The organism is Pseudomonas sp. KH_040 (assembly GCF_057839305.1).
On record NZ_CM174487.1, the window covers coordinates 1,884,744 to 1,909,536 of the forward strand.

At 59.7% G+C, this 24,793-nt stretch carries 27 protein-coding genes; 15 read left to right on the top strand and 12 right to left on the bottom strand.

From position 1 onward, the window contains the following. Positions 1-39: 39 nt before the first annotated feature. The 10 genes from AC3IUF_RS08460 (at position 40) to AC3IUF_RS08505 (ending at position 6,866) form a co-directional block, all read left to right on the top strand. Positions 40-795, top strand: a complete 756-nt coding sequence (locus AC3IUF_RS08460) for a heme ABC transporter permease (protein WP_016987487.1) — start codon at positions 40-42, stop codon at positions 793-795. Continuing rightward, positions 792-968, top strand: a complete 177-nt coding sequence (gene ccmD / locus AC3IUF_RS08465) for a heme exporter protein CcmD (protein ID WP_019692354.1) — start codon at positions 792-794, stop codon at positions 966-968. Before AC3IUF_RS08460 ends, ccmD begins: the two co-directional genes overlap by 4 nt. Continuing rightward, entirely contained in the window at positions 965-1,420 is a 456-nt protein-coding gene (gene ccmE / locus AC3IUF_RS08470) for a cytochrome c maturation protein CcmE (protein WP_105709433.1), read from the top strand. Before ccmD ends, ccmE begins: the two co-directional genes overlap by 4 nt. Before the next feature lie 3 nt (positions 1,421-1,423). Continuing rightward, on the top strand, positions 1,424-3,412 hold the full coding sequence (locus AC3IUF_RS08475) for a heme lyase CcmF/NrfE family subunit (protein ID WP_007919962.1): 1,989 nt from the start codon (positions 1,424-1,426) through the stop codon (positions 3,410-3,412). Next, the gene (locus AC3IUF_RS08480; protein ID WP_007919961.1) at positions 3,409-3,945 is read left to right on the top strand and encodes a DsbE family thiol:disulfide interchange protein; all 537 of its coding nucleotides are present in this window, start codon (positions 3,409-3,411) and stop codon (positions 3,943-3,945) included. The genes AC3IUF_RS08475 and AC3IUF_RS08480 overlap by 4 nt, the downstream gene beginning before the upstream one ends. Next, a complete protein-coding gene (locus AC3IUF_RS08485) occupies positions 3,942-4,412 on the top strand; it encodes a cytochrome c-type biogenesis protein (RefSeq protein ID WP_007919960.1) in 471 nt (156 codons plus the stop codon). Before AC3IUF_RS08480 ends, AC3IUF_RS08485 begins: the two co-directional genes overlap by 4 nt. Then, positions 4,409-5,611: a c-type cytochrome biogenesis protein CcmI gene (gene ccmI, locus AC3IUF_RS08490; RefSeq protein WP_489280868.1), complete on the top strand. Its 1,203-nt coding sequence runs from the start codon at positions 4,409-4,411 to the stop codon at positions 5,609-5,611. The genes AC3IUF_RS08485 and ccmI overlap by 4 nt, the downstream gene beginning before the upstream one ends. A gap of 25 nt (positions 5,612-5,636) precedes the next feature. Next, a complete protein-coding gene (locus tag AC3IUF_RS08495) occupies positions 5,637-6,041 on the top strand; it encodes a hypothetical protein (RefSeq protein WP_016987493.1) in 405 nt (134 codons plus the stop codon). A gap of 208 nt (positions 6,042-6,249) precedes the next feature. Further along, entirely contained in the window at positions 6,250-6,462 is a 213-nt protein-coding gene (locus AC3IUF_RS08500) for a type II toxin-antitoxin system HicA family toxin (RefSeq protein ID WP_007919951.1), read from the top strand. Then, on the top strand, positions 6,462-6,866 hold the full coding sequence (locus tag AC3IUF_RS08505) for a type II toxin-antitoxin system HicB family antitoxin (protein ID WP_123374656.1): 405 nt from the start codon (positions 6,462-6,464) through the stop codon (positions 6,864-6,866). The genes AC3IUF_RS08500 and AC3IUF_RS08505 overlap by 1 nt, the downstream gene beginning before the upstream one ends. A gap of 69 nt (positions 6,867-6,935) precedes the next feature. On the opposite strand, the gene AC3IUF_RS08510 is transcribed toward AC3IUF_RS08505, so the two are convergent. After that, positions 6,936-8,123 (bottom strand): MFS transporter, encoded by a 1,188-nt coding sequence (locus AC3IUF_RS08510; RefSeq protein ID WP_489280869.1) that lies wholly within the window; start codon positions 8,121-8,123, stop codon positions 6,936-6,938. A gap of 241 nt (positions 8,124-8,364) precedes the next feature. Between AC3IUF_RS08510 and AC3IUF_RS08515 the strand changes: the two genes are divergently transcribed. Beyond that, positions 8,365-8,976 carry a DUF5666 domain-containing protein gene (locus AC3IUF_RS08515; protein ID WP_095114132.1) on the top strand — a complete coding sequence of 204 codons (612 nt, stop codon included), beginning with the start codon at positions 8,365-8,367 and terminating at the stop codon, positions 8,974-8,976. Positions 8,977-9,215: 239 nt separating this feature from the next. Here the strand turns inward: AC3IUF_RS08515 and AC3IUF_RS08520 are convergent, their stop codons facing one another. From AC3IUF_RS08520 to gcl, 8 genes are all read right to left on the bottom strand, one after another. Beyond that, a complete protein-coding gene (locus tag AC3IUF_RS08520) occupies positions 9,216-10,214 on the bottom strand; it encodes a sulfate ABC transporter substrate-binding protein (protein WP_007950301.1) in 999 nt (332 codons plus the stop codon). A gap of 104 nt (positions 10,215-10,318) precedes the next feature. Next, on the bottom strand, positions 10,319-11,143 hold the full coding sequence (locus AC3IUF_RS08525) for an ion transporter (protein WP_007919942.1): 825 nt from the start codon (positions 11,141-11,143) through the stop codon (positions 10,319-10,321). Positions 11,144-11,164: 21 nt separating this feature from the next. Then, entirely contained in the window at positions 11,165-12,079 is a 915-nt protein-coding gene (locus tag AC3IUF_RS08530) for an urea transporter (RefSeq protein WP_489280870.1), read from the bottom strand. Positions 12,080-12,219: 140 nt separating this feature from the next. Beyond that, positions 12,220-13,635 (bottom strand): pyruvate kinase, encoded by a 1,416-nt coding sequence (pyk, locus tag AC3IUF_RS08535; RefSeq protein ID WP_095114130.1) that lies wholly within the window; start codon positions 13,633-13,635, stop codon positions 12,220-12,222. Then, positions 13,632-14,906 (bottom strand): glycerate kinase type-2 family protein, encoded by a 1,275-nt coding sequence (locus AC3IUF_RS08540; RefSeq protein WP_123374658.1) that lies wholly within the window; start codon positions 14,904-14,906, stop codon positions 13,632-13,634. Before AC3IUF_RS08540 ends, pyk begins: the two co-directional genes overlap by 4 nt. A 163-nt stretch (positions 14,907-15,069) precedes the next feature. Beyond that, entirely contained in the window at positions 15,070-15,963 is an 894-nt protein-coding gene (locus AC3IUF_RS08545; RefSeq protein ID WP_007919937.1) for a 2-hydroxy-3-oxopropionate reductase, read from the bottom strand. A gap of 143 nt (positions 15,964-16,106) precedes the next feature. Further along, positions 16,107-16,889, bottom strand: coding sequence for a hydroxypyruvate isomerase (gene hyi / locus AC3IUF_RS08550; protein ID WP_095050211.1), 783 nt, complete (start codon positions 16,887-16,889; stop codon positions 16,107-16,109). Between the two features lie 192 nt (positions 16,890-17,081). Beyond that, positions 17,082-18,857: a glyoxylate carboligase gene (gcl, locus tag AC3IUF_RS08555; protein ID WP_007919935.1), complete on the bottom strand. Its 1,776-nt coding sequence runs from the start codon at positions 18,855-18,857 to the stop codon at positions 17,082-17,084. A gap of 268 nt (positions 18,858-19,125) precedes the next feature. Here gcl and AC3IUF_RS08560 point away from each other — a divergent pair, with 268 nt between their 5' ends. Next, entirely contained in the window at positions 19,126-19,566 is a 441-nt protein-coding gene (locus AC3IUF_RS08560; protein WP_007919933.1) for a GlcG/HbpS family heme-binding protein, read from the top strand. A 211-nt stretch (positions 19,567-19,777) separates the two neighbouring features. Beyond that, positions 19,778-20,236, top strand: a complete 459-nt coding sequence (locus tag AC3IUF_RS08565) for an REP-associated tyrosine transposase (RefSeq protein ID WP_042704959.1) — start codon at positions 19,778-19,780, stop codon at positions 20,234-20,236. Positions 20,237-20,367: 131 nt separating this feature from the next. Here the strand turns inward: AC3IUF_RS08565 and AC3IUF_RS08570 are convergent, their stop codons facing one another. Then, positions 20,368-20,973 carry a TetR/AcrR family transcriptional regulator gene (locus tag AC3IUF_RS08570; protein ID WP_007919931.1) on the bottom strand — a complete coding sequence of 202 codons (606 nt, stop codon included), beginning with the start codon at positions 20,971-20,973 and terminating at the stop codon, positions 20,368-20,370. Between the two features lie 135 nt (positions 20,974-21,108). On the opposite strand from AC3IUF_RS08570, the gene AC3IUF_RS08575 reads away from it, so the two are divergent. Continuing rightward, positions 21,109-22,023 carry a DUF808 domain-containing protein gene (locus AC3IUF_RS08575; RefSeq protein ID WP_414916248.1) on the top strand — a complete coding sequence of 305 codons (915 nt, stop codon included), beginning with the start codon at positions 21,109-21,111 and terminating at the stop codon, positions 22,021-22,023. 92 nt (positions 22,024-22,115) lie between these two features. On the opposite strand, the gene AC3IUF_RS08580 is transcribed toward AC3IUF_RS08575, so the two are convergent. Continuing rightward, positions 22,116-22,904 carry an MlaA family lipoprotein gene (locus AC3IUF_RS08580; protein ID WP_123374660.1) on the bottom strand — a complete coding sequence of 263 codons (789 nt, stop codon included), beginning with the start codon at positions 22,902-22,904 and terminating at the stop codon, positions 22,116-22,118. Next, positions 22,897-24,195, bottom strand: coding sequence for a serine protein kinase PrkA (locus AC3IUF_RS08585; RefSeq protein ID WP_007919928.1), 1,299 nt, complete (start codon positions 24,193-24,195; stop codon positions 22,897-22,899). The genes AC3IUF_RS08580 and AC3IUF_RS08585 overlap by 8 nt, the downstream gene beginning before the upstream one ends. A 224-nt stretch (positions 24,196-24,419) precedes the next feature. On the opposite strand from AC3IUF_RS08585, the gene AC3IUF_RS08590 reads away from it, so the two are divergent. Further along, on the top strand, positions 24,420-24,788 hold the full coding sequence (locus AC3IUF_RS08590) for a hypothetical protein (protein ID WP_007919927.1): 369 nt from the start codon (positions 24,420-24,422) through the stop codon (positions 24,786-24,788). Positions 24,789-24,793 lie beyond the last annotated feature (5 nt).

Here is a 24,793-nt window from a genome sequence, read left to right on the forward strand (position 1 = left end):
CTGCTCACACCGATGAGCGGCACCCGTGATGGAAACAGTATGAACTGGACCTGGTTTCACAAGCTCGGCTCGCCCAAGTGGTTCTACGGCATCAGCAGCAAGTTCTTGCCATGGCTGAGCATCGCAGCGTTGCTGCTGATTGGCGTCGGCGTCGTTTGGGGCCTGGCCTTCGCGCCGCCGGATTATCAGCAAGGCAACAGCTTTCGCATCATCTATATCCACGTACCTGCCGCGATGCTCGCACAGTCGATCTACGTGATGCTGGCGGTGTGCGGTGTGGTCGGGCTGGTGTGGAAGATGAAACTGGCCGACGTCGCCCTGCAATGCGCCGCACCGATCGGCGCGTGGATGACCGCCGTAGCGCTGGTCACCGGGGCGATCTGGGGCAAACCGACGTGGGGCTCGTGGTGGGTCTGGGACGCGCGTCTGACCTCGATGCTGATTCTGCTGTTTCTGTATTTCGGCGTGATCGCGCTGGGCAATGCCATCAGCAACCGCGACAGCGCCGCCAAAGCCTGCGCGGTGCTGGCCATCGTCGGTGTGATCAACATTCCGATCATCAAATACTCGGTGGAGTGGTGGAACACCCTGCACCAGGGCGCGACCTTCACCCTCACGGAAAAACCGGCGATGCCGGCGGAAATGTGGCTGCCACTGCTGCTGACGGTGCTGGGTTTCTACTGCTTCTTCGGCGCCGTGCTGTTGCTGCGCATGCGCCTTGAAGTGCTCAAGCGCGAAGCCCGCGCCAGTTGGGTGAAAGAAGAAGTGCAGCACAGTCTGGAGGCCGCTCGATGAGTTTTGCTTCATTCGGCGACTTCCTCGCCATGGGCCATCATGGCCTGTATGTCTGGTCGGCCTACGGCATCTGTCTGGCGGTGTTGGCTCTTAACGTGGCGGCACCGATCCTGGCCCGCAAGCGCTATCTGCAACAAGAGGCGCGTCGTTTGCGCCGGGAGAACAGCAAGTGAATCCGCTGCGCAAGAAACGTCTGATCATCATTCTGGCCATTCTGGTCGGCGTCGGCGCTGCCGTCGGCCTGGCCCTCAGCGCCCTGCAGCAGAACATCAATCTGTTCTACACCCCGACCCAGATCGCCAATGGCGAAGCACCGCAAGACACGCGGATCCGCGCTGGCGGCATGGTTGAGGCCGGCTCGTTGCAACGCTCGCCGGATTCGCTCGACGTCAAATTCGTCGTCACCGACTTCAACAAATCCGTGACCATCGCCTATCGCGGCATCCTCCCGGATCTGTTCCGCGAAGGGCAGGGCATTGTGGCGCTGGGCAAGATCAACGCCGATGGCGTAGTGGTAGCCGATGAAGTGCTGGCCAAGCACGACGAGAAGTACATGCCGCCGGAAGTGACCAAAGCCTTGAAAGACAGTGGTCAATCCGCACCAACGCCTGCGAAGGAGGGTTGATCGATGACATCGGCAATTTTTATTCCTGAACTCGGTCATCTGGCGATGATCCTGGCGCTGTGTTTTGCGCTGGTGCAGGCCGTGGTGCCATTGATTGGCGCCTGGCGCGGCGACCGTTTCTGGATGAGTCTGGCCCAGCCTGCCGCGTGGGGGCAGTTTGCGTTTTTGCTGTTCGCGTTCGGCATTCTGACCTACGCGTTCATGACCGATGACTTCTCCGTCGCCTATGTGGCGAACAACTCCAATACCGCGTTGCCGTGGTACTACAAATTCAGTGCAGTGTGGGGCGCCCACGAAGGGTCGTTGCTGCTCTGGGCCCTGATTCTCGGTGGCTGGACCTTTGCCGTGTCGGTGTTCTCGCGGCAGTTGCCGCAAGTCATGCTGGCGCGAGTGCTGGCGGTGATGGGCATGATCAGCACCGGTTTCCTGCTGTTCCTGATCCTCACGTCCAACCCGTTCAAACGCATCCTGCCGCAAATGCCCAGCAATGGCGCTGACCTCAATCCACTGTTGCAAGACATCGGCCTGATCGTGCACCCGCCGATGTTGTACATGGGTTACGTCGGTTTTTCGGTGGCGTTCGCCTTCGCTATCGCCGCGTTGATGGGCGGTCGCCTTGATGCCGCGTGGGCACGCTGGTCGCGTCCGTGGACCATCGTTGCCTGGGCCTTCCTCGGCATCGGTATTACCCTCGGTTCGTGGTGGGCGTATTACGAACTCGGCTGGGGTGGCTGGTGGTTCTGGGACCCGGTGGAAAACGCCTCGTTCATGCCATGGCTGGTCGGCACCGCGCTGATTCACTCGCTGGCGGTCACGGAAAAACGTGGCGTGTTCAAGAGCTGGACGGTGTTGCTGGCGATTGCTGCGTTTTCGCTGAGCCTGCTTGGTACGTTCCTCGTGCGTTCCGGCGTGCTGACTTCGGTGCATGCGTTTGCCTCCGATCCGGAGCGCGGCGTGTTCATCCTGATCTTTCTGTTGTTCGTGGTCGGCGGCTCGCTGACGCTGTTCGCCCTGCGCGCACCCGTGGTCAAGAGTCAGGTCGGTTTCAACCTGTGGTCGCGGGAAACCCTGCTGCTGGGCAACAACCTGGTGCTGGTCGTTGCTGCGTCGATGATTCTGCTCGGTACGCTGTATCCGCTGATTCTTGATGCCCTGAGCGGCGCGAAAATGTCGGTCGGCCCGCCGTACTTCAACGCGCTGTTCATTCCGTTGATGGCGCTGCTGATGATGGTCATGGCGGTCGGCGTGATCGTGCGCTGGAAAGACACGCCGGTGAAATGGCTGGCCGGCATGCTGACCCCGGTGCTGCTCGGCAGCGTCGCGCTGGCGGTGGTGGCCGGTGTCGCTTACGGCGATTTCAACTGGGCGGTGATCGCGACCTTCCTGCTCGCTGCGTGGGTATTGCTCGCCGGTGCGCGCGACATCGTCGACAAGACCCGGCACAAAGGCTTGATCAAAGGTTTACCGACCCTGACCCGCAGTTATTGGGGCATGCAGATCGCCCACCTCGGCATCGCCGTGTGTGCGCTCGGCGTGGTGTTGTCGAGTCAGAACAGTGCCGAACGCGATCTGCGTCTGGCACCGGGCGAGTCGATGGATCTGGCCGGTTATCACTTTGTCTTCGAAGGCGCCAAGCACTTCGAAGGGCCGAACTTTACCTCGGACAAAGGCACGATTCGGGTCATTCGTGACGGCAAGGAAGTCAGCGTGCTGCACCCGGAAAAACGTCTGTACACCGTGCAGAACTCGGTGATGACCGAAGCCGGTATCGACGCCGGTTTCACCCGTGACCTTTACGTCGCCCTCGGTGAACCGCTGGACAACGGCGCGTGGGCGGTGCGCGTGCACGTCAAACCGTTCGTGCGCTGGATCTGGTTCGGCGGCTTGCTCACTGGTTTTGGTGGATTGCTGGCGGCGCTGGATCGACGTTATCGGGTCAAGGTGAAAGCCAAGGTGCGTGAAGCACTGGGCATGACGGGAGCGGCTGCATGAGACGTTGGTTGATGCTGGTGCCACTGGCGATTTTTCTGCTGGTGGCGGTGTTTCTTTATCGCGGTCTGTATCTCGATCCGGCGGAGTTGCCGTCGGCGATGATCAACAAGCCGTTCCCGGAGTTTTCCCTGCCCAACGTGCAGGGCGACAAGAGCCTGACCAAAGCTGACATTCTTGGCAAACCGGCTCTGGTCAACGTTTGGGGCACCTGGTGCATTTCCTGCCGGGTCGAGCATCCGGTGCTGAACAAACTCGCCGAGCGCGGCGTGGTGATCTACGGCATCAACTACAAGGACACCAACGCTGATGCCTTGAAGTGGCTGGCCGAATTCCACAATCCGTATGCGCTGGACATCCGTGACGATGAAGGCTCGCTGGGCCTGAACCTCGGCGTCTACGGCGCCCCGGAAACCTTTTTCATCGACGCCAAGGGCATCATCCGCGACAAGTACGTCGGCGTGATTGATGAACAAGTCTGGCGCGAAAAACTCGCAGCCAAGTATCAGGCGCTGGTCGATGAGGCCAAGCCATGAAGCGCTTTATGGCTGCGCTGATATTGGGTTTGAGTCTGGTCGGTGTCGCCCATGCCGCCATCGACACCTACGAGTTCGCCAAAGAAGGCGATCGTGAGCGTTTTCGCGAGTTGACCAAGGAACTGCGCTGCCCCAAGTGCCAGAACCAGGACATCGCCGACTCCAACGCGCCGATTGCCGCGGACCTGCGCAAAGAGATTTTCCGCATGCTCGGCGAGGGCAAGGACAACCAGCAGATCATCGACTTCATGGTCGATCGCTACGGTGATTTCGTTCGCTACAAACCGGCGCTCAACGCCAAGACTGCGCTGCTGTGGTTCGGCCCGGCCGGCCTGCTGCTCGGTGGTCTGGTGGTGATCGCGGTGATCGTCCGCCGTCGTCGCGGCCAGCGTGCCGAGACTCCGCAAGCGCTGTCCAGCGAAGAGCGTCAGCGCCTCGACCAACTGTTGGATAAAAACCAAGAATGATTGATTTCTGGCTTGCCGCAGGGCTGTTGCTTCTGGTCGCCCTGAGTTTTCTGCTGATCCCGGTTTTGCGTGAGCGTCGCGCCCAGCGTGAAGAGGATCGGACTGCCCTGAACGTCGCGTTGTATCAGGAGCGTGTCGCCGAGTTGCAAGCGCAACAGGCCGAAGGCGTGCTCGACGCTGCGCAAATGGACAGCGGCCGCGCCGAGGCTGCGCGTGAATTGCTCGCGGATACCGAAGGCGTTGCCGCGCCGCGGGTTTCCCGATTGGGCAAGCCGTTGCCGCTGCTGGCGGCAGTTCTGGTGCCAGTGTTGGGCCTAGGCCTGTATCTGCATTTCGGTGCTGCCGACAAGGTCGAACTGACCCGCGAATTCGCCCAGGCACCGCAGTCGATGGAAGAGATGACCCAGCGTCTGGAACGTGCCGTCGCGGCACAGCCGGACTCTGCCGAAGGCCTGTATTTCCTCGGCCGTACCTACATGGCGCAAGAGCGTCCGGCGGACGCAGCAAAGATGTTCGAACGCGCTGCCAATCTGGCCGGACGTCAACCGGAACTGCTCGGTCAATGGGCGCAGGCGCAGTATTTTGCTGACGGCAAAAAGTGGTCGGCAAAGATCCAGGCGTTGACCGACGAAGCGCTGAAGGCTGATCCGAAAGAAGTCACCAGCCTCGGTCTGCTCGGCATCGCTGCGTTCGAAGGCGAGCGTTATCAACAAGCCATCGATTACTGGAACCGTCTGCTGGCGCAACTGCCGCCGGAGGACAGTTCCCGCGCCGCGCTGCAAGGCGGGATCAAACGTGCCGCCGAGCGTCTGGAAGCCAGTGGCGGCAAAGTCGCTCAGGCACCGGTAGCCGCAAAAACCGCGCTGTTGAAAGTCAGCGTCGATCTGGCCAGCGAGCTCAAAGGCAAAGTGCAGCCGGGTGACAGCGTGTTCATCTTCGCCCGCGCCACGTCCGGCCCGCCGGCACCGCTGGCGGCCAAGCGCCTGACCGTGGCCGATCTGCCGGTGACCGTCGAACTGGGCGATGCCGACGCAATGATGCCGCAGTTGAAACTGTCGAACTTCCCTGAAGTCCAACTGGTTGCGCGCATCTCCCGCGCCGGCCAACCGACTGCCGGCGAGTGGGTCGGTCGCAGCGGCCCACTGGCCAGCAGCACCACTGCGCTACAAAAACTGACCATCGACAGCCCGGACAAATAGCCGGACACAACAGGAAAGCACCGCCATGCACACCATCGCCCGAATCACAGTCCTCACACTGGCCCTGGGCTTGAGTGCATGTGCGGTGCAACGACCGGAACCGACGACGAATTTGCCGCCAATCCCGCCGTCGCAACCAAGCCCGACCCCGTCGACCTCACCGACCCCAGGCAAAAGTATCCCGGCGAAACCGGCCAAACCGGTTCCTCGCACCTCGGCCAGCTTCGCCCCGCCACCGGGCGGCAACAGCCACTGGGACCAGAAACTCGGCGTCTACGTCCTCGACGACCAAACCAACACGTTCTACCGCCAGCGCACCTACTACCGCTGGAACAACGGCTGGAGCCGCTCCGTCAGCCCGAACGGCCCGTGGGAAGACACCAACATCCACGGCGTGCCACCGGGGTTGGGCAAGCAATTCGGGCAGTAAATGAAAACGGCGATCTTCGGATCGCCGTTTTGCTGTGTGCCTGTTGGGTTCTCACAGAAATTGCTCATGGAAGTGCTGCACAGCGCTCAGGGTTTAGCAGTTTCAATCACACCCTGTAAAACAACCAGACGTCGTTCTGCCAATTTCTGTGCTTGAGTAAATATAACCCTAGAGTTATTTTTGTGAGACCAAGGCAAGGAGGCGGTTGGTGCAGAGCAGGCTATTGATCAAGGAGCTGGAGGAGGCAGGCTGGACGCTGGATCGGGTCACCGGCAGTCATCACATCTTCAAGCACCGATACAACCCGTACACGATTCCCGTCCCACATCTGAAAAAGGATTTGCCGTTGGGAACGGTCAAAAGCATCAGGAGGCGTGCCGGGTTGTACAACCCGCCAGCCAGTTTCGAAGGAGATCCGTAATGCAATATCCAATCTGTATCGAGTGGGGAGACGAGAACACTGCCATCGGTATTCAGATCCCCGATATTCCCGGCGCCGTTACGGCAGGGGACAGCTTTGAAGATGCCTACAAGGCGGCGGTCGAAGTCGCCCACATCATGCTGCAGGAGATTGCGGCGGACGGGGAGTCGATTCCTATGCCGACTTCGGCATCCGCTCATCGCAGTAATCCAGAATTTGCCGACATGGGCTGGGGCATGCTTGAGCTGGACATTTCGCCCTATCTCGGCAAAACCGAAAAGGTCAACGTAACGCTGCCCGGTTACGTGATTCAGCGCATCGACCGTTACGTGCGCGAACACAACGTCAAAAGCCGCTCCTCCTTTCTGGCGGATGCGGCAATGGAGAAACTGGTTCGTTATTAAGCCTCATCGCTCCCCCAGGCTAAATGAATAACCTGTGGGAGCGAGCCTGCTCGCGAAGCTTTTGCCGCCTTACGCCGCTGCCAATGAACCACGCTGCGAAACACTCAAAAACCGCAACAGCGCCAACAGCGGAAAAACACTGCCGACAATCACGATCCACAACCAGCCGCCATGCTCGTACACCGCACTGGCCACCGACGAGCCGAAGGCGCCACCGATGAAGATGCTGGTCATGTACAGCGCGTTCAGCCGGCCACGGCTTTTCGCGTCCAGTGAGTACACCGCGCGCTGGCCTAGGACCATATTCATCTGCACGCAGAAGTCGAGCACCACGCCGGTCACGGCCAGGCCGATGACGCTGTAGGCCGGGTGGATGAAGGCGGGCAGGAAACTCAGGCTGGCGAAGAGCATGGCCAGCAGCGAGGCGATGCGGGTGTGGCCGGCATCGGCTAGGCGTCCGCTGATCGGCGCGGCGATGGCACCGATGGCGCCGACCAGGGCGAAGATGGCGATTTCGCTTTGCGACAAACCATGGTTGCGCGCCAGTTCCAGCGGCACGGCGGTCCAGAACAGGCTGAACGTGGCGAACATGCAGCCCTGATAAAACGCCCTTTGGCGCAGTACCGGTTGCTGGCGCAGCAGGGTCCACAGCGAACCGATCAACTGACCATAGGTGGCGCTGTGATCAGGCTGGCGTTTGGGCACGGTCAACGCCAATACAACGCTGATCGCTGCCATCAATGCGGCGGCAATCATGAACATCGCGCGCCAGCCCAAATGGTCGGCCACCACGCTCGACACCGGCCGTGCCAACAGAATACCCAGCAGCAAACCACCCATGATCCCGCCGACCACACGACCGCGAGACTCTTCCGGCGCGAGATGCGCTGCCAGTGGAATCAGAATCTGCACCGACACCGAACTGAAACCCACCAGGAGCGAGATCAGCAGGAACACATTCGGCTGATAGGTAAACGCCGCCGCCAACAGGCTGGCGATCGCTACCACGGTGGTGATGATCATCAACCGGCGGTTCTCCAGCAGATCACCCAGTGGCACCAGGAAAAACAGGCCCAGCGCATAACCGATCTGCGTCAGCGAGACGATGAAGCTGGCCATGGTGTCGGAGAGACCGATGTCCGGCGCGATCAGGCCGATGATCGGCTGCGCGTAGTAGATGTTGGCAACGATGGCGCCGCAGCAGAAGGCGAACAGCAGCACCATGCCTCGGGTCATTGCGTGAGTGGTGGCGGTCATAAGGTTTCTCGATCCAGCGAAAGGGAATGCGGTGAGGCTATGGGACAAACCCGATGGGCAGAAGGCGCCTTCGGTCGATATCAGTTATTCCGTTGCGCAATGACCGTGGCTGTCGCATGTCATCCATCGGCGAACCTTGCGTCCGACCGTCAGGGGGCGATGATACATTCACTTACATCCTGTTCGATAGCGTGCTTATGTTTGCATTGGCTTGTACAACATTGATGACCGGAGGATTGCAATGAAGCTTCGCCTTACTGCAACGATTGTTCTGATCAGCCTGCTGGGCGCGACGAGCGTGCAGGCCGCTGATGCACCGGGGATGCGCCTCGGCGTGCGCGGCGAGATTACCGGGGTCAGCGCCGATTCACTGAAAGTCCACGTCAACAGCGGCGAGAACGTGGTGATCCGGTTGACAGGCGACACCAAGGTTCGCGCGGTCACCCTGGCCAATATCGAAGACATCAAACCCGGCAGTTACATTGGTTCGGCGGCGATGCCACAGGAGGACGGCACGCTCAAGGCGCTGGAAGTGCATGTGTTTCCGCCGGAATTAGCCGGAAGTGGCGATGGTCATCGACCGTTCGATCTGGCCAAGGGCAGCAGCATGACCAATGGCAGCGTCGGCGATCTGGTGGTGAGCAACGGGCGGGTGCTCACGGTGAACTACAAGGGCGGGCAGCAGAAGATTCTGGTGCCGGAGGATGTGCCGATCGTGAATCTCGAGCCGGGGGATCGGAGCTTGCTGAAGGTTGGGGTGAAGATTGTTACGTTCGTCACGCAGGGTGCGGATGGCACGCTGACGGCGCAATCGATTTCTGCCGGCAAAGACGGCGTCACCCCGCCGATGTAAAGCCCCTCACCCTAACCCTCTCCCGGAGGGAGAGGGGACTGATTGGGGGATGCTTGAGAGGTACACCGACCTGAACTTGCTGTGGTGAATCCATAATCGATAAGGTCTTTCAGGTCGATGTAACTCGCCAGACACCTCGGTCGGCTCCCTCTCCCTCCGGGAGAGGGCTGGGGTGAGGGTAAAGCGGCCACAAAAAAAGGCGACCACTGAGGGTCGCCTTTTTCATGTCAGCCTAAACCTTACTGCCCGCTATAAATCTGATCAAAAACCCCACCATCATTAAAGTGGGTCTTCTGCACCGTACGCCAGTCACCAAAGGTCTTCTCCACCGAGAGGAAATCAACTTTCGGGAAACGATCGGTGTACTTCGCCAACACCGCCGGATCACGCGGACGCAGGTAGTTTGCCGCCGCAATTTCCTGACCTTCCGGCGACCACAGGTACTTCAGGTACTCATCCGCCGCCGCGCGCGAACCTTTCTTGTCGACCACTTTATCGACCACCGATACCGGCGGCTCGGCCTCAGCCGAAACACTCGGGTAGACGACTTCAAACTGATCACGACCAAACTCGCGAGCAATCATTTCCGCTTCGTTTTCGAAGGTCACCAGCACGTCGCCGATCTGGTTGGTCATGAAGGTCGTGGTGGCGGCGCGGCCACCGGTGTCCAGTACCGGCGCTTGCTTGAACAGTTTGCCGACGAAGTCTTTGGCCTTGTTCTCATCGCCACCGTTCTTCAGCACATAACCCCAGGCCGACAGATAGGTGTAGCGGCCGTTACCCGAGGTTTTCGGGTTTGGCACGATCACTTGCACGCCGTCCTTGAGCAGATCCGGCCAGTCTTTCAGGGCTTTCGGGTTGCCTTTGCGCACGATAAACACTGTGGCCGAGGTGAACGGCGCGCTGTTGTTCGGCAGACGCGTGACCCAGTTCTCCGGCACCAGTTTGCCGTTGTCGGCGAGGGCGTTGATGTCGGTGGCCATGTTCATGGTGATGACGTCAGCCGGCAGGCCATCGATCACCGAGCGCGCTTGCTTGCTCGAGCCGCCGAAGGACATCTGCACGGTGATGTTTTCGTTGTGCTCGGCCTGCCAGTGTTTCTGGAACGCAGTGTTGTAGTCCTTGTAGAAATCGCGCATCACGTCGTAGGAAACGTTGAGCAACGTCGGGGCTGCCTGAGCGATGTTGGCCAAGGCCAGACCGGCGGCGAGAAGTGAGGCGCCAAAGAGTTTTTTCACTGCGCATTCCTTGTTTTATCTGTGTAGGAGCAGGGGGTGATGTTCAATTGCCACTGACTATAACGGGGTGCGCATAGTCGTTTAAAGATTAAAAAGCTCTTTGCTTATTCCAGTTTCTTGAACAATGCATTGCCGCATCGCGAGCAAAACGCCGCACCATGTTCATGGCTGTTTTTCTTGCACACCGGGCAGTCGTGTTGCAGCTGTTCACCGCGCATGGCGTTGGCCAGTTCGGCGGTGAAAATCCCCGTCGGCACGGCGATGATCGAGTAACCGGTGATCATCACCAGCGACGAAATCACTTGGCCCAGCGGGGTCTTCGGCACGATGTCGCCGAAACCCACGGTGGTCAACGTGACGATCGCCCAATAGATGCCTTTGGGAATGCTGGTGAAACCATGCTCCGGGCCTTCGATCACGTACATCAAGGTGCCGAACACCGTCACCAAGGTGCAGACGCTGACCAGAAACACGACGATTTTCTGCTTGCTGCCGCGCAGCGCCGACATCAGGTAATTGGCTTGCTTGAGGTACGGGCTGAGCTTGAGCACACGGAAAATCCGCAACATGCGGATGATCCGGATAATCAGCAGGTACTGCGCATCGCTGTAATACAGTGCGAGGATGCCGGGCACGATTGCCAGTAAATCCACCAGCCCGTAAAAGCTGAAGGCGTAGCGCAACGGCTTGGGCGAACAGTACAGGCGCAGGATGTACTCGCCGAGAAAGATGATCGTGAAGCCCCACTCGATGTAGGCCAGCACGTCGGCGTAGTTCTGGTGAATGCTGTCGATGCTGTCGAGCATCACGATCACCAGACTGGCGAGGATGATCAACAGCAGGATGCCGTCGAAGCGACGCCCGGCGCGGGTATCGCTCTGGAAAATCATCACGTAAAGCCGTTCGCGCCAACTGTTGCTGCTGTCCATGGATAACGCCTGAATCGAAGATCAGCGCAGCCTAGGTTGATTCTCCCCATGAGCGCAAGGCGCACGCTCGACGATGGCTTTGCCAAGCATCTGGATGCCGGCGCGGATCAGCCAGCAAGCGAGGATGAACGGCGCGGTCAGGGTCGCAAGGCCAACCGCCGCAAACAACGGCGTAACCAGCAACGCGAGGACGATGCCGAGCAGCGGCAGCCACGGTTGTTGGCGTTGCGCGGAGAAGGCGAGGGCGGCGAGCACGGCGTTGTAGCTGCCGAGTCCAGACAGCGCAGCGCTGGTTTCGTGGTGCAGCAGGCTCGAACCGAGGCCGATCGCCGAGGCGAGCATTGCCCAGCAAAACGCCCGGCGATCAGCGATCAGCAAACCGGCGGCGATCAAAGCGCCGGCCAGTGGATGACCGAGGAACATCACCTGACCCAGGCCACGCAGTTCAGCGGCGAGCAGGTTCAGCGTGTTCAACTCGACATGCGCGACAGGCGCCGACGGTTCGGCGAATAGCAGCAATACCCAGCTCATCGCCACGAACGGCGAGGTGTAGGCCGGTATGGATCGACTGCTGTACACATGTTTGAGCCATTGTTGCGTGACCATTGCGCTCAAGCCGCCGGCGGCGAGAATCAGCGGCGGCAGCATCGGCGACCACGGGAAATACAGGCTCAGCAACAGACCGAGCAAGATGCCGTTGTAGCTGAACAGTCCAGCCTGGCGATCAGCCTTGGCGTAGTTGCGCCGTTGTGCGGTGAGCAAACCGGCGACGGCACCGAGCAGCGCACCGGCGAACAGCACAGGTGCGGTCAGCAGGATCGCCAACAGGCACAGCAGGCCGCACAGCGGATGGCGCTGGAGGAATATTTGACTGAAACCGTTGAGCAAAGCCTCGGCCCAGTCGGGGCAGTGGGTGTTGAAATGATTGGCAGGCATGTTGAGAAAATCTGGGCAGATGATCGTTCCCACGCTCTGCGTGGGAATGCCTCAAAGGACGCTCTGCGTCTGCTCTTGGGACGCAGAGCGTCCCGGGCCGCACTCCCACGCAGAGCGTGGGAACGATCATGGTGGGGGGCTTAAATCAATGTTTCGATCCGCAGCGAGTTAGTCGAACCCGGCTGCCCGAACGGCACGCCGGCAGTGATCAGCAGCGTGTCGCCACGCTCGGCCATGCCTTGCGCCTGGGCGATTTCCAGCGCGGTCGAGCAGACTTCGTCGACCTGACGCAGGCGATCGTTGACCACCGAATGAATCCCCCACGCCACGCTCAAACGCCGTGCGGTTTGCAGGTTCGGCGTCAGGTTGAGAATCGGCGCTTTCGGCCGTTCCCGCGCTGCACGCAGACTCGAGGTGCCCGATTCGCTGTAGTTGACCAGCACCGCCACCGGCAGCACGTTGCTGATGCGCCGGATCGCGCAGCTGATCGCATCGGAAACGGTCGCTTCAGCTTTCGGCCGGCTAACGTCGAGTTGAGTCTGATAGTCCGGGCCGTTTTCCACTTGGCGAATGATTTTGCTCATCATCTGCACAGCTTCCAGTGGGTATTCGCCGGACGCGGTTTCCGCCGACAGCATTACCGCGTCAGCGCCTTCGGCCACGGCGTTGGCAACGTCCGTTACCTCGGCGCGGGTCGGAGCAGGGGAGAAGCGCATCGATTCCAGCATCTGCGTCGCCACCACCACCGGTTTGCCCAGTTCGCGGCAAGTGGTGATGATGTTTTTCTGAATCTGCGGCACGCTTTCGGCCGGCACTTCGACGCCGAGGTCGCCACGGGCAACCATGATCGCGTCGCTCAATTCAGCGATTTCGCGCAGTTGTTCAACGGCTGACGGCTTCTCGATTTTCGCCATCAGAAAGGCTTTGTCGCCGATCAATGCGCGGGCTTCGATGATGTCCTGTGGGCGCTGCACAAACGACAGCGCAACCCAGTCCACACCCAGTTCCAGGCCGAAGCTCAAATCGCGGCGATCCTTGGCGGTCAGCGGGCTGAGGTCGAGCACCGCTTGCGGCACGTTGACGCCTTTGCGGTCCGACAATTCGCCGCCGTTGAGCACGGTGGTATCGATCGCGTCGGCGTATTTGGTGACCACGCGCAGACGCAGCTTGCCGTCGTCGAGCAGCAGATCCATACCTGCTTCCAGCGCGGCAATGATCTCTGGATGCGGCAGATTAACCCGGCGCTCATCGCCCGGTGTCGCGTCCAGATCCAGACGGAAGGCCTGACCGCGATGCAGTTGCACCTTGCCGTCGGCGAACTTGCCGACGCGCAGTTTCGGCCCCTGCAAGTCCATCAGAATGCCCAGCGGATAGTTGAGCTGACGCTCGACTTCGCGGATCCACTGATAGCGCTTGGCGTGGTCGGCGTGATCGCCGTGGCTGAAGTTCAGGCGGAAGATATTCACCCCGGCCTCGACCAGTTCGCGGATGTCTTCGATGCCATCGACAGCTGGCCCGAGGGTGGCGAGGATTTTGACCTTTTTATCAGGCGTCATGATTTGCAGCTCTCAAGGATCAGAATGGCGCGGAAGTCGTTGACGTTGGTGCGGGTCGGCTCGGTGACGATCAGCGCATCGAGCACCGCGAAATAGCCGTAGCCGTTGTTGTTATCCAGCTCGTCGCTGGCGCTCAAACCGAGGGCGGCGGCGCGGGCGTAGCTGTCCGGGGTCATGATTGCGCCGGCGTTGTCTTCCGAGCCGTCGATGCCGTCGGTGTCACCGGCCAGCGCATAGACGCCGGGCTGGCCCTTGAGGCTGTCGGTGAGGCTGAGGAGAAATTCGGCGTTGCGTCCGCCACGGCCATTGCCGCGCACGGTCACGGTGGTTTCGCCGCCGGAGAGAATCACGCACGGTGCAGCCAATGGTTGACCGTGATGGATGATCTGGCGGGCGATGCCGGCATGGACTTTCGCCACTTCGCGCGACTCACCTTCGAGGTCGCCGAGGATCAGCGTGCTGAAACCGGCCTGACGGCATTTCACCGCAGCGGCATCCAGCGATTGCTGAGGACGGGCGATCAACTGGAAGTGGCTGCGCGCCAGGCTCGGATCCCCGGGTTTGACGGTTTCCGATTCAGGGCTTTGCAGCCAGTTGCGCACGGAAGCGGGGATCTCGATGCCGTAGCGTTTGATGATCGCCAGCGCTTCAGCGGAAGTGCTTGGGTCGGCCACGGTCGGGCCGGAAGCGATGACCGTGGCGAGGTCGCCCGGTACATCGGAAATCGCGTAGGTATAAACAGTGGCAGGCCAGCAAGCCTTGCCCAGACGCCCACCCTTGATCGCCGAGAGGTGCTTGCGCACGCAGTTCATCTCGCCGATGGTCGCGCCGGATTTGAGCAGGGCTTTGTTGATCGACTGCTTGTCGGCGAGGGTGATGCCTGCGGCCGGCAACGCCAGCAGGGCAGAGCCACCTCCGGAGAGCAGGAAGATCACGCGGTCGTCTTCAGTCAGGTTGCTGACCAGTTCGAGCACGCGTTTGGCTACGGCCAGGCCGGCAGCGTCCGGTACCGGATGCGCGGCTTCGACCACTTCGATTTTTTCGCAGGGGGCGCCGTGACCGTAACGGGTCACAACCAGGCCAGATACTTCACCTTCCCAGCAGCGCTCGACCACTTGCGCCATCGCGGCGGCGGCTTTGCCGGCGCCGATGACGATCACCCGGCCGCTGCGATCTGCAGGCAGATGGGCTTCGAGGACCTGGTTCGGATGGGCCGCGTCGATGGCTGTGGCAAACAGCTCGCGCAGCAGTTGTTGCGGATCGACCGACATGGCGGGCTCCCAATCTTATTGTTCTTGGTTTAGTGCTGATGATCGTTCCCACGCTCTGCGTGGGAATGCCTCAATGGACGCTCTGCGTCCACTTCGGCAGGGACGCGGAGCGTCCCGGGCTGCATTCCCACGCAGAGCGTGGGAACGAGCGACGGGGCAGGGCTTATTTGTTATCGCGAATCGAGAAGTTGGCCATGTGTTCCAGACCTTTGATCAGCGCCGAGTGGTCCCAGTTGCTGCCACCGATCGCTGCGCAGGTGCTGAACACTTGCTGGGCGTTGGCGGTGTTCGGCAGGTTGATGTTCAGTTCCTTGGCGCCTTGCAGGGCCAGGTTCAGGTCCTTCTGGTGCAGGCTGATGCGGAAGCCTGGATCGAAAGTGCCTTTGATCATGCGCTCGCCGTGCACTTCGAGGATCTTCGAAGAGGCGAAACCGCCCATCAGTGCTTCACGCACCTTGGCCGGATCAGCACCGTTTTTCGAAGCGAACAGCAGGGCTTCAGCAACGGCCTGAATGTTCAGGGCGACGATGATCTGGTTGGCGACTTTGGCGGTTTGACCGTCGCCATTGCCACCGACCAGGGTGATGTTTTTGCCCATGGCCTGGAACAGCGGCAGAGCGCGTTCGAAAGCATCGGCATCGCCACCGATCATGATGCTCAGGGTCGCGGCTTTGGCGCCGACTTCACCACCGGAAACCGGTGCGTCGAGGTACTGCGCGCCTTTCTCGTTGATCTTCGCCGCGAAAGCCTTTGTGGCGGTTGGCGAGATCGAACTCATGTCGATAACGATTTTGCCTTTGCTCAGGCCAGCGGCAACACCGTCGGCGCGGAACAGTACGTCGTCGACCTGTGGGGTATCCGGGACCATGACGATGATGAATTCAGCTTCCTGCGCCACTTCGCGCGGGTTGGCCAGAGCGACGGCGCCAGCGGCGACCAGGTCGGCCGGGGCGGCGTCGTGGTGCGCCGACAGGAACAGGCTGTGACCGGCTTTCTGCAGGTTCGAAGCCATTGGGTGGCCCATGATGCCGGTGCCGATAAATCCGATTTTAGCCATGAGAAAATCCTCTTGTTTTTATAAACAGCCGTAGGAGCTGCCGAAGGCTCGGGCCGCGTTCGGACGATCTTTTGATCTTGATCTGTAAAAACAAGATCAAAAGATCGCAGCCTTCGGCAGTTCCTACAGGGTCATGTGTTCGTTCAGATTGCGTTGTGGGTTTTCAGCCAGCCGAGGCCTGCTTCGGTGGTGGTCAGCGGCTTGTATTCGCAACCCACCCAACCCTGATAACCGATGCGATCAAGGTGTTCGAACAGGAAGCGGTAGTTGATTTCACCAGTGCCGGGTTCGTTGCGGCCCGGGTTGTCCGCGAGCTGCACATGGTTGATCTCGCCCAGATGCGATTGCAGGGTGCGGGCCAGATCGCCTTCCATGATTTGCATGTGATAGATGTCGTATTGCAGGAACAGGTTGGCGCTGCCGACCTGCTCGCGAATCGACAGGGCTTGCGCCGTGTTGTTCAGGTAGAAACCCGGGATGTCGCGGGTGTTGATCGCTTCCATCACCAGTTTGATGCCCGCTGCCTGCAGCTTGTCGGCGGCGTATTTCAGGTTGGCGACGAAGGTTTTTTCTACCGTGGCATCGTCAACGCCTTGTGGACGAATACCGGCCAGGCAGTTGACCTGGGTGTTGCCCAGCACTTGCGCGTAGGCAATCGCCAGATCGACCCCGGCGCGGAACTCTTCGACCCGATCCGGCAGGCACGCGATACCGCGCTCGCCCTTGGCCCAGTCACCGGCCGGCAGGTTGAACAGCACTTGGGTCAGGCCGTTGGCGTCGAGCCTGGCCTTGATTTCAGCGGAGCTGAAGTCGTACGGGAACAGGTACTCGACACCGCTGAAACCAGCCTTGGCGGCGGCGTCGAAACGGGCAAGGAAATCCTGTTCGGTAAACAGCATGGACAGGTTGGCTGCGAAACGCGGCATGGTGGTCTCCTAAAAACGGATGTGACACGGTGGGTCAGATTGTTCGCGATCAGTCCCCTCTCCTGGGGGAGAGGGTTAGGGTGAGGGGGACCCTGAGTCTGATCCGAATTTTGCGAGCACCGCAAAACCTTTCCCTCACCCCAGCCCTCCCGAAACGTCGGACCGCCCGGAGGGAGAGGGGGCTAGCTACGTTCAATCAAGCAGCGAAATCGCCGTTGGCGCATCGTTGCCGACCAGCGCCAGGTCTTCGAATTCGTTGACGGCGTTGATCTCGGTGCCCATGGAGATGTTGGTCACACGCTCCAGAATAATCTCGACGATCACCGGCACCTTGAACTCTTCGATCATCTGTTCGGCCTTGCGCAGGGCAGGGGCGATTTCCGATGGTTCGAACACACGCAGTGCCTTACAGCCGAGGCCTTCAGCCACTGCGACGTGGTCAACACCGTAACCGTTGAGTTCCGGCGCGTTCAGGTTATCGAAGGACAGCTGCACGCAGTAGTCCATTTCGAACCCGCGCTGGGCCTGACGGATCAGACCCAGGTACGAGTTGTTCACCACGACGTGGATGTATGGCAGTTTGAACTGAGCGCCGACCGCCAGTTCTTCGATCATGAACTGGAAGTCATAGTCCCCCGACAGGGCCACGACTTTCCGGCTCGGATCGGCCTTGACCACGCCCAGCGCAGCCGGAATGGTCCAGCCCAACGGGCCGGCCTGACCGCAGTTGATCCAGTGACGCGGCTTGTAGACGTGCAGGAACTGCGCGCCGGCAATCTGCGACAGACCAATGGTGCTGACGTAGCAGGTGTCCTTGCCGAACACCTGGTTCATTTCTTCGTAAACGCGTTGCGGTTTTACCGGCACGTTGTCGAAGTGGGTCTTGCGATGCAGGCTGGCTTTGCGCTGCTGGCAGTCTTGCAGCCAGGCACTGCGGTTTTTCAGCTTGCCGGCGGCTTGCCATTCACGGGCCACTTCGATGAACACGGTCAGCGCAGCAGCGGCGTCGGAAACGATGCCCAGATCCGGGGTGAACACACGACCGATCTGCGTGCCTTCGATGTCGACGTGAATGAACTTGCGACCTTCGGTGTAAACGTCAACCGAACCGGTGTGACGGTTAGCCCAACGGTTACCGATCCCCAACACCACGTCGGATTTCAGCATGGTGGCGTTGCCGTAACGATGCGAAGTCTGCAGACCGACCATGCCGACCATCAACGGGTGATCGTCCGGGATGGTGCCCCAGCCCATCAGGGTCGGGATCACCGGAATGCCGGTCAGTTCAGCGAATTCAACCAGCAGATCGCTGGCGTCGGCGTTGATGATGCCGCCGCCGGCCACCAGCAATGGACGCTCAGCCTGATCCAGCAAAGCCAAAGCTTTTTCAACCTGAACGCGGGTCGCGGTCGGCTTGGCCAATGGCAGTGGCTGGTAGGCGTCGATGTCGAATTCGATTTCGGCCATCTGCACGTCGAACGGCAGGTCGATCAGCACCGGACCTGGACGGCCGGAGCGCATTTCGAAGAAGGCTTTCTGGAACGCGTAAGGCACTTGGCCCGGTTCCAGAACAGTGGTCGCCCACTTGGTCACTGGCTTGACGATGCTGGTGATGTCGACAGCCTGGAAGTCTTCCTTGTGCATACGGGCGCGGGGTGCCTGGCCGGTAATGCAGAGGATTGGAATCGAGTCGGCCGAGGCGCTGTAGAGCCCGGTGACCATGTCGGTACCGGCAGGGCCGGAAGTGCCGATGCACACGCCGATGTTGCCGGCCTTGGTGCGGGTGTAGCCCTCGGCCATGTGCGAGGCGCCTTCAACGTGGCGAGCAAGGACGTGATCGATGCCACCGACTTTCTGCAAGGCGGAGTACAGCGGGTTGATGGCAGCGCCCGGGATGCCAAAAGCGGTATCAACCCCTTCACGGCGCATCACCAGAACGGCGGCTTCGATTGCTCTCATTTTGCTCATGGTTTTGTGCCTCTTTACGTTTTGTAATTGTATACAAGTGGCTTTGCGCAGAGTGTATTCACGGCGGACGGCGCAGGTCAATCCATTTTCTCAAGCGCCTGTTTCATTCGTCGGAAGCCTGTCTGAGTGTGGCTTTTCGTCGCATGTGGCGCTTTTCGAGAATTATTGTATACAAAAAAATAACTCATTGTGTTCTATTTGTTGCATCGGCCTGCGGCACAAAACCGCAGGCCCACGACTTTCCCTATAACAAAATGAGGACGGCACCATGAGCGCTTTAACCTTGAAAGTCGCAGTCAACCTGGTCAATCAGGCCATCAATGCAGGGCGCGGCATCAACGCCGCGCCGCTGACCATCGCGGTACTCGATACCGGCGGCCACCTGATCACCTTGCAACGCGAAGACGGCGCCAGCCTGCTGCGCCCGAACATCGCCATCGGCAAAGCCTGGGGCGCCATCGCCCTGGGCAAAGGCTCACGCCTGCTGGCACTGGATGCACAACAACGCCCGGCGTTTATTGCCGCACTCAACAGCATGGGCCAGGGCAGCGTCGTGCCGGCACCGGGTGGTGTGTTGATTCGGGATCAGGCGGGGAACGTGCTGGGCGCGATCGGGATTAGCGGGGATCTTTCGGATATTGATGAGCAAGTGGCGATTAAAGCGGTGGAGGCGTTGGAGTTGCGGGCGGATGCGGGGGTGGCTGCTTGATCTGTAGCGTCTGACCGAAAGTCATCGCTGGCAAGCCTGCTCCCACAAGGTTCTCTGTCGTATTGAGATTTTGTAACCAATACAAAACCCTGTGGGAGCTGGCTTGCCAGCGATGGCGGCCTGACTGACACATCATGAAAAAAGACATGTCCAGCCAAATAGATCACTGAGGTCTAGCCTTTTGATGAACTCATCATGAAGGGGCAATGGATTGCCTGATCTTCCTGCTTCACATCGTCTGCGTGCCGGCCGCTATGCCGAGCCTAATAGAATCTATCTACTGACCACTAACACACTTGATCGCGAACCGATCTTTGCCGATTTCGTTTTGGGCAGATTGGTGGTTCATCAATTTCGGCGGGCACAAGACCTCGGATTAGCGAACTCACTGGCTTGGGTTGTCATGCCCGATCATTTTCACTGGCTGGTCGAACTGGAAAATTGTTCGCTCAAAAAGCTGATGCGCGAAACCAAGTCGTTGATTACGCGGGAAGTGAATATTTCTATCAACAGGAAAGGTCCGCTTTGGCAGCAGGGCTTTCACGATCGTGCGCTGCGGCGGGAAGAGGATCTGGTGAAAATGGCGCGATATGTCGTAGCCAACCCTTTACGGGCGGGACTCGTCGAAAAGATTGGCGACTATCCGCTGTGGGATGCCGTTTGGCTTTAACAATTTTGAACCGAGTTGCCTCCATCGCTGGCAAGCCAGCTCCCACAGGTATTTGTGTTGTTTGCCAAATCTGAATTCAACACATAAACCTGTGGGAGCTGGCTTGCCAGCGATGGCGTCACCGCAATACTTCAGTCCGGCTCACACCCCTTCAACACCAACCGGATAATTGTCTGTGCCGCCGCTTCATAATCCGCCTCGTCCAGCTTGTCCTTGCCGGTCACCGCAGAAATCTGCCAGTCGAAGTCGGCGTAAGTCTGGGTCGCGGCCCAGATGCTGAACATCAGGTGATTAGGGTCGATCGGGGCGATCTGGCCGCGGTCGATCCAGCTCTGGATGCAGTCGATGTTGTGCTTGGCCTGGCCGTTGAGTTGCTCGACCAGATCGGCGCTCAAATGTGGCGCACCGTGCATGATTTCGCTGGCAAATACTTTCGAGGCGAAGGGCAGGTCGCGGGAGATGCGGATCTTCGAGCGGATGTAGCCACTCAGCACTTCGCTCGGTACGCCGTCCGGATTGAACGGGGTCGAGGCCTGCAAAATCGGCACGATGATGCTTTCCAATACCTCGCGGTAAAGGTTTTCCTTGGACTTGAAGTAGTAGTAGACGTTGGGCTTGGGCAATCCCGCCTTGGCGGCGATGTCGCTGGTTTTGGTCGCAGCGAAGCCCTTGTCGGCAAACTCCTCACTGGCGGCACGCAGGATCAGTTCTTTGTTGCGCTCGCGGATTGTGCTCATAAACCCGGTGGTTCCTTGCCTGTTCTGGCGGTTGCGCATGGTAGCACCGGCCTCGCGCAGCGCTCAACAATGCCCCATGTGGCCTGCGGTCGCGTTATGCTTCGCAACATTCATACATAAAAGGAAACAGGATTCATGGCAGGAAGCAGTTTGCTGGTGCTGATCGACGATATTGCCACCGTGCTGGACGACGTGGCGTTGATGACCAAAATGGCTGCCAAGAAGACCGCCGGGGTGCTCGGCGATGATCTGGCGCTCAACGCCCAGCAGGTCTCCGGCGTGCGTGCCGAGCGGGAAATCCCGGTGGTCTGGGCCGTGGCCAAAGGTTCTTTCGTCAACAAATTGATCCTCGTGCCGTCGGCGCTGGCGATCAGTGCGTTCGTACCGTGGCTGGTAACACCGTTGTTGATGGTGGGTGGTGCGTATCTGTGTTTCGAAGGTTTCGAGAAGCTTGCGCACAAGTTTCTGCACAGCAAGGCTGAAGACGAGGCCGAACATGCGCAACTGACTGAGGCGGTAGCTGATCCGGCGACCGATCTGGTGGCGTACGAAAAGGACAAGATCAAAGGCGCGATTCGCACTGACTTTATCCTTTCGGCAGAGATTATCGCCATCACTCTGGGCACCGTGGCAACGGCCTCGCTGACTCAGCAAGTGATCGTGATGTCCGGCATTGCGATTGTGATGACGGTGGGCGTTTATGGCCTGGTGGCGGGCATCGTCAAACTCGACGACCTCGGCCTGTGGCTGACGCAAAAGCCTGGGCAGTTTGCCAAGAAAGTCGGCAGCGCCATCCTGAGTGCGGCACCGTACATGATGAAAACCCTGTCGGTGGTCGGTACGGCGGCGATGTTCCTGGTCGGCGGTGGCATCCTCACCCATGGCGTGCCGGTAGTGCATGACTGGATTGAAGGCGTTGGTGCGGCGGCCGGTAGTGCCGGGTTTGCGGTGCCGATGTTGCTCAATGGTGTCGCGGGGATCATCGCTGGCGCGGTGGTGCTGGCGGTGGTTGCCGTTGTCGGCAAGATCTGGAAAGCCCTGAAAAACTAATCAACAACACATAACCTTTGTAGGAGTGTTGTGCCATTGAAAAAGGGCCATTCGACTCGCATCGAATGGCCCTTTTTTGTACCTGCCAAAAACTATTCGGCGATCTGCAACTTGCGCGCTTCGGTGTACACGTAACGCACCTTCTCGTACTCGAACGGCGAGTTCATCTGGCCGTAACGGAAGCTGGTCTGATAACGCTTGTCGACTGCACGCAACGCCCAGACTTCCGGATGGTTGGAGCTGACTTCCGAGACGTTGAGGAAGTTGATCGCCGATTCGGCGGTGTAATCCACGGCAAGACCGGCAGTGTCACGGATGTTCGACGGTCCGAAGATCGGCAGCACGAAGTAGGCGCCGCCCGGTACACCGTAGAAGCCCAGGGTCTGACCGAAGTCTTCGCTCTGGCGCGGCAGGCCCATGGCAGTAGCCGGGTCCCACAGACCGGCGATGCCGATGGTGGTATTGAGCAGCAGGCGCGCGGTGGTTTCCATCGAGCGCTGGCCTTTGAACTGCAACAGGCTGTTGACCAGATTCGGCACGTCACCGAGGTTGTTGAAGAAGTTGCTTACGCCGGTGCGCACGAAGCTCGGCGTGATGTAGCGATAGCCATCGACCACCGGCAGGAACACCCATTGGTCGAAGCGATAGTTGAAGTGGTAAACCCGGCGGTTCCACGACTCCAGCGGGTCGTAGACGTTCAGCGCGTTGAGCGTCGAACGCTCGAATTCGCGCTGATCCAGCCCCGGATTGAACTTGAGTTTGGACAGCGGCTCTTTGAAGCCGTCGCTGTCGACCACCACGGGCGCGTTGGCTTTACTGTTGTCGGCCTGGGCCACGCCTGCGCAGAGTAGCGCTGCAATCAGCAGGAGATGTTTAGCCACGGAAGAACTCCAGCATGGCGTCGCTGTTGACGCGGTAGTTAAGGTTGCCGCAATGGCCGCCGAGTGGATAAACGGTCAGTCGATCACCGAAGGTCTTGCGCAGGAAACCGAGGTCGCCCGGACCGAGGATCACGTCATCGGCGTTGTGCATCACGGCGATTTTCGGGCTGTCGTGCAGGTAATCCTTGAGCGCATACAGGCTCACCTGATCGATCAGTTGCAGCAGGCTGCCGCCGTCGGTGCGTGCACGCCACATAGGAATGACCTGTTCGGTCAGGTAGCAGTCGAAGTCGCACTGCAACGCACGCTTGAGAAACGGTGTGAGGCTGGTGCCTTCGGTGATCGGGAATTTCGGCGGGGTGATCAGGCCGCGACGGTTGATCAGGTCCGAGGTAAAGGCAATGTCGGCCGCCGAGAAACGGAACGAGGTGCCAATCAACATCGCCATCTGTTCGTTGGTCAGGTGCTGCTTGGACTGCTGGAAGTCGTAAAGCAGCGCGTCATTGAGGTCGATGTAGCCTTTCTGCTGGAAGTAGCGGGTCAGCTTGGACAGCACCAGCTCGTAGAATGTGGTGCTGGTGTTGATGCCTTTCACCTCGGTTTGCACGAGCTTGTCGAGGTTGGTCACCGAGGTGTAGAGGTTGACCGGCGGATTGAGCAGCAGGACTTTCTTGAAATTGAAGCTGCGGCGCGTCTCGTCCAGATGCGCAACGAAAGCAGCATCGAGGGCGCCGAGGCTGTAACCGGTCAGGTAGTACTCGGTCACCGGCAGTTTCGGGTTTTGCGCGCGCACGGCTTGCATCACCCGGTACATGTCTTCGGCATCTTCCTTGGTCACGCCCGGGGTGGCGAAGCGTGAGGCGGCGCTGATGAAGTCGAAACTGGTCGGCGACGACAACTGCACGACGTGGTAGCCGGCCTTGTAGTAGAGCTTTTTCAGGTATTCGTTGAGCGTGCTGTCATAACGTGCGCCGGTGCCGGCAATCAGAAAGATCAGCGGGGCCGGTTTGTCCTGGGTGGCGATGCGGTAGGTGAGCTTTTTCACCGCCCAGAAGTTGTCCGGCAGGATGAACTCTCGCTCCGGGCGCAAGGTCAGGCTGCGGTCCGACTGATTGATGTCGTCGTCCAGCGGCAATTCCGGGCGCAAGTCCGGCGGCGTCGTGGCGATGGTCGCCTCGAACGGGTTGGTCAGGGGGTAGCCATAACTGGCGGCGTCGATATCCACCGCCAGTGCGGACGCACTCAAAATAAGGCCGCTGAACAGCGCGGCGAAGCGCAAGGAACGGAGCATGACTAGATCCCTTAGAGGAAGGTGCCGAATGAAGTTCGCAGGCTATGACCACCGGGGTTGCGCCAAAGTGCCATGCTGCGGCACCAAACAGGCAGAATTCGGAGTAATAGTAGCTGGACGATACACTTTGCACGCCCTGAATGAACAGTTAACAGTTGTTAGTTCTTGCACACGGCTGGCGGCAGATTAAGCTGGCCGCCGATTTCCGAAGATTGGAGTGTTTCATGTCCCGCCGTTTGCCCGTGATTTTACTGCTCGTTCTGTTGCCGTTGTGGCTGGCCGCCAGTTATGGCGCGCGGTATGGCTTTATGGAAGACGGCAAGTGGGTGGGCATCTGCGTCGACGAGGCCAGCCGTTGGGAATGTCAGGTGCGGTCGAACCTTGGCTTGATGATTCACTTCAAGGTGTTGGGCTGGACGGCGCTGGGTGCGGCGTTGATCGGTTTTGTCTTGCCGGGGCGGGCAGGGTGGTGGCTGGCGGTGCTGGCGCTGGTGTTTGGGATGCCGGCACTGGCGTTGTACAACACCACGTTGGCAGTGTTTGCGCTGGTGATTGCCGGGTTGCGGTTGGTCCGCGAGTCACGTAGCGCCTGATGGAA

Excerpts from the sequence above, each read along its gene's own strand:
- ccmI (WP_489280868.1), top strand. The coding sequence starts at position 4,409 with ATGATTGATTTCTGGCTTGCCGCAGGGCTGTTGCTTCTGGTCGCCCTG.
- ccmD (WP_019692354.1), top strand. The coding sequence starts at position 792 with ATGAGTTTTGCTTCATTCGGCGACTTCCTCGCCATGGGCCATCATGGC.
- AC3IUF_RS08570 (WP_007919931.1), bottom strand. The coding sequence starts at position 20,973 with ATGAGCACAATCCGCGAGCGCAACAAAGAACTGATCCTGCGTGCCGCC.
- AC3IUF_RS08530 (WP_489280870.1), bottom strand. The coding sequence starts at position 12,079 with ATGCCTGCCAATCATTTCAACACCCACTGCCCCGACTGGGCCGAGGCT.
- pyk (WP_095114130.1), bottom strand. The coding sequence starts at position 13,635 with ATGACGCCTGATAAAAAGGTCAAAATCCTCGCCACCCTCGGGCCAGCT.
- AC3IUF_RS08505 (WP_123374656.1), top strand. The coding sequence starts at position 6,462 with ATGCAATATCCAATCTGTATCGAGTGGGGAGACGAGAACACTGCCATC.
- AC3IUF_RS08495 (WP_016987493.1), top strand. The coding sequence starts at position 5,637 with ATGCACACCATCGCCCGAATCACAGTCCTCACACTGGCCCTGGGCTTG.
- AC3IUF_RS08590 (WP_007919927.1), top strand. The coding sequence starts at position 24,420 with ATGTCCCGCCGTTTGCCCGTGATTTTACTGCTCGTTCTGTTGCCGTTG.
- AC3IUF_RS08560 (WP_007919933.1), top strand. The coding sequence starts at position 19,126 with ATGAGCGCTTTAACCTTGAAAGTCGCAGTCAACCTGGTCAATCAGGCC.
- AC3IUF_RS08540 (WP_123374658.1), bottom strand. The coding sequence starts at position 14,906 with ATGTCGGTCGATCCGCAACAACTGCTGCGCGAGCTGTTTGCCACAGCC.
- AC3IUF_RS08585 (WP_007919928.1), bottom strand. The coding sequence starts at position 24,195 with ATGCTCCGTTCCTTGCGCTTCGCCGCGCTGTTCAGCGGCCTTATTTTG.
- AC3IUF_RS08510 (WP_489280869.1), bottom strand. The coding sequence starts at position 8,123 with ATGACCGCCACCACTCACGCAATGACCCGAGGCATGGTGCTGCTGTTC.
- AC3IUF_RS08515 (WP_095114132.1), top strand. The coding sequence starts at position 8,365 with ATGAAGCTTCGCCTTACTGCAACGATTGTTCTGATCAGCCTGCTGGGC.
- AC3IUF_RS08480 (WP_007919961.1), top strand. The coding sequence starts at position 3,409 with ATGAGACGTTGGTTGATGCTGGTGCCACTGGCGATTTTTCTGCTGGTG.
- AC3IUF_RS08525 (WP_007919942.1), bottom strand. The coding sequence starts at position 11,143 with ATGGACAGCAGCAACAGTTGGCGCGAACGGCTTTACGTGATGATTTTC.
- gcl (WP_007919935.1), bottom strand. The coding sequence starts at position 18,857 with ATGAGCAAAATGAGAGCAATCGAAGCCGCCGTTCTGGTGATGCGCCGT.
- AC3IUF_RS08475 (WP_007919962.1), top strand. The coding sequence starts at position 1,424 with ATGACATCGGCAATTTTTATTCCTGAACTCGGTCATCTGGCGATGATC.
- AC3IUF_RS08460 (WP_016987487.1), top strand. The coding sequence starts at position 40 with ATGAACTGGACCTGGTTTCACAAGCTCGGCTCGCCCAAGTGGTTCTAC.
- AC3IUF_RS08485 (WP_007919960.1), top strand. The coding sequence starts at position 3,942 with ATGAAGCGCTTTATGGCTGCGCTGATATTGGGTTTGAGTCTGGTCGGT.
- hyi (WP_095050211.1), bottom strand. The coding sequence starts at position 16,889 with ATGCCGCGTTTCGCAGCCAACCTGTCCATGCTGTTTACCGAACAGGAT.
- AC3IUF_RS08545 (WP_007919937.1), bottom strand. The coding sequence starts at position 15,963 with ATGGCTAAAATCGGATTTATCGGCACCGGCATCATGGGCCACCCAATG.
- AC3IUF_RS08575 (WP_414916248.1), top strand. The coding sequence starts at position 21,109 with ATGGCAGGAAGCAGTTTGCTGGTGCTGATCGACGATATTGCCACCGTG.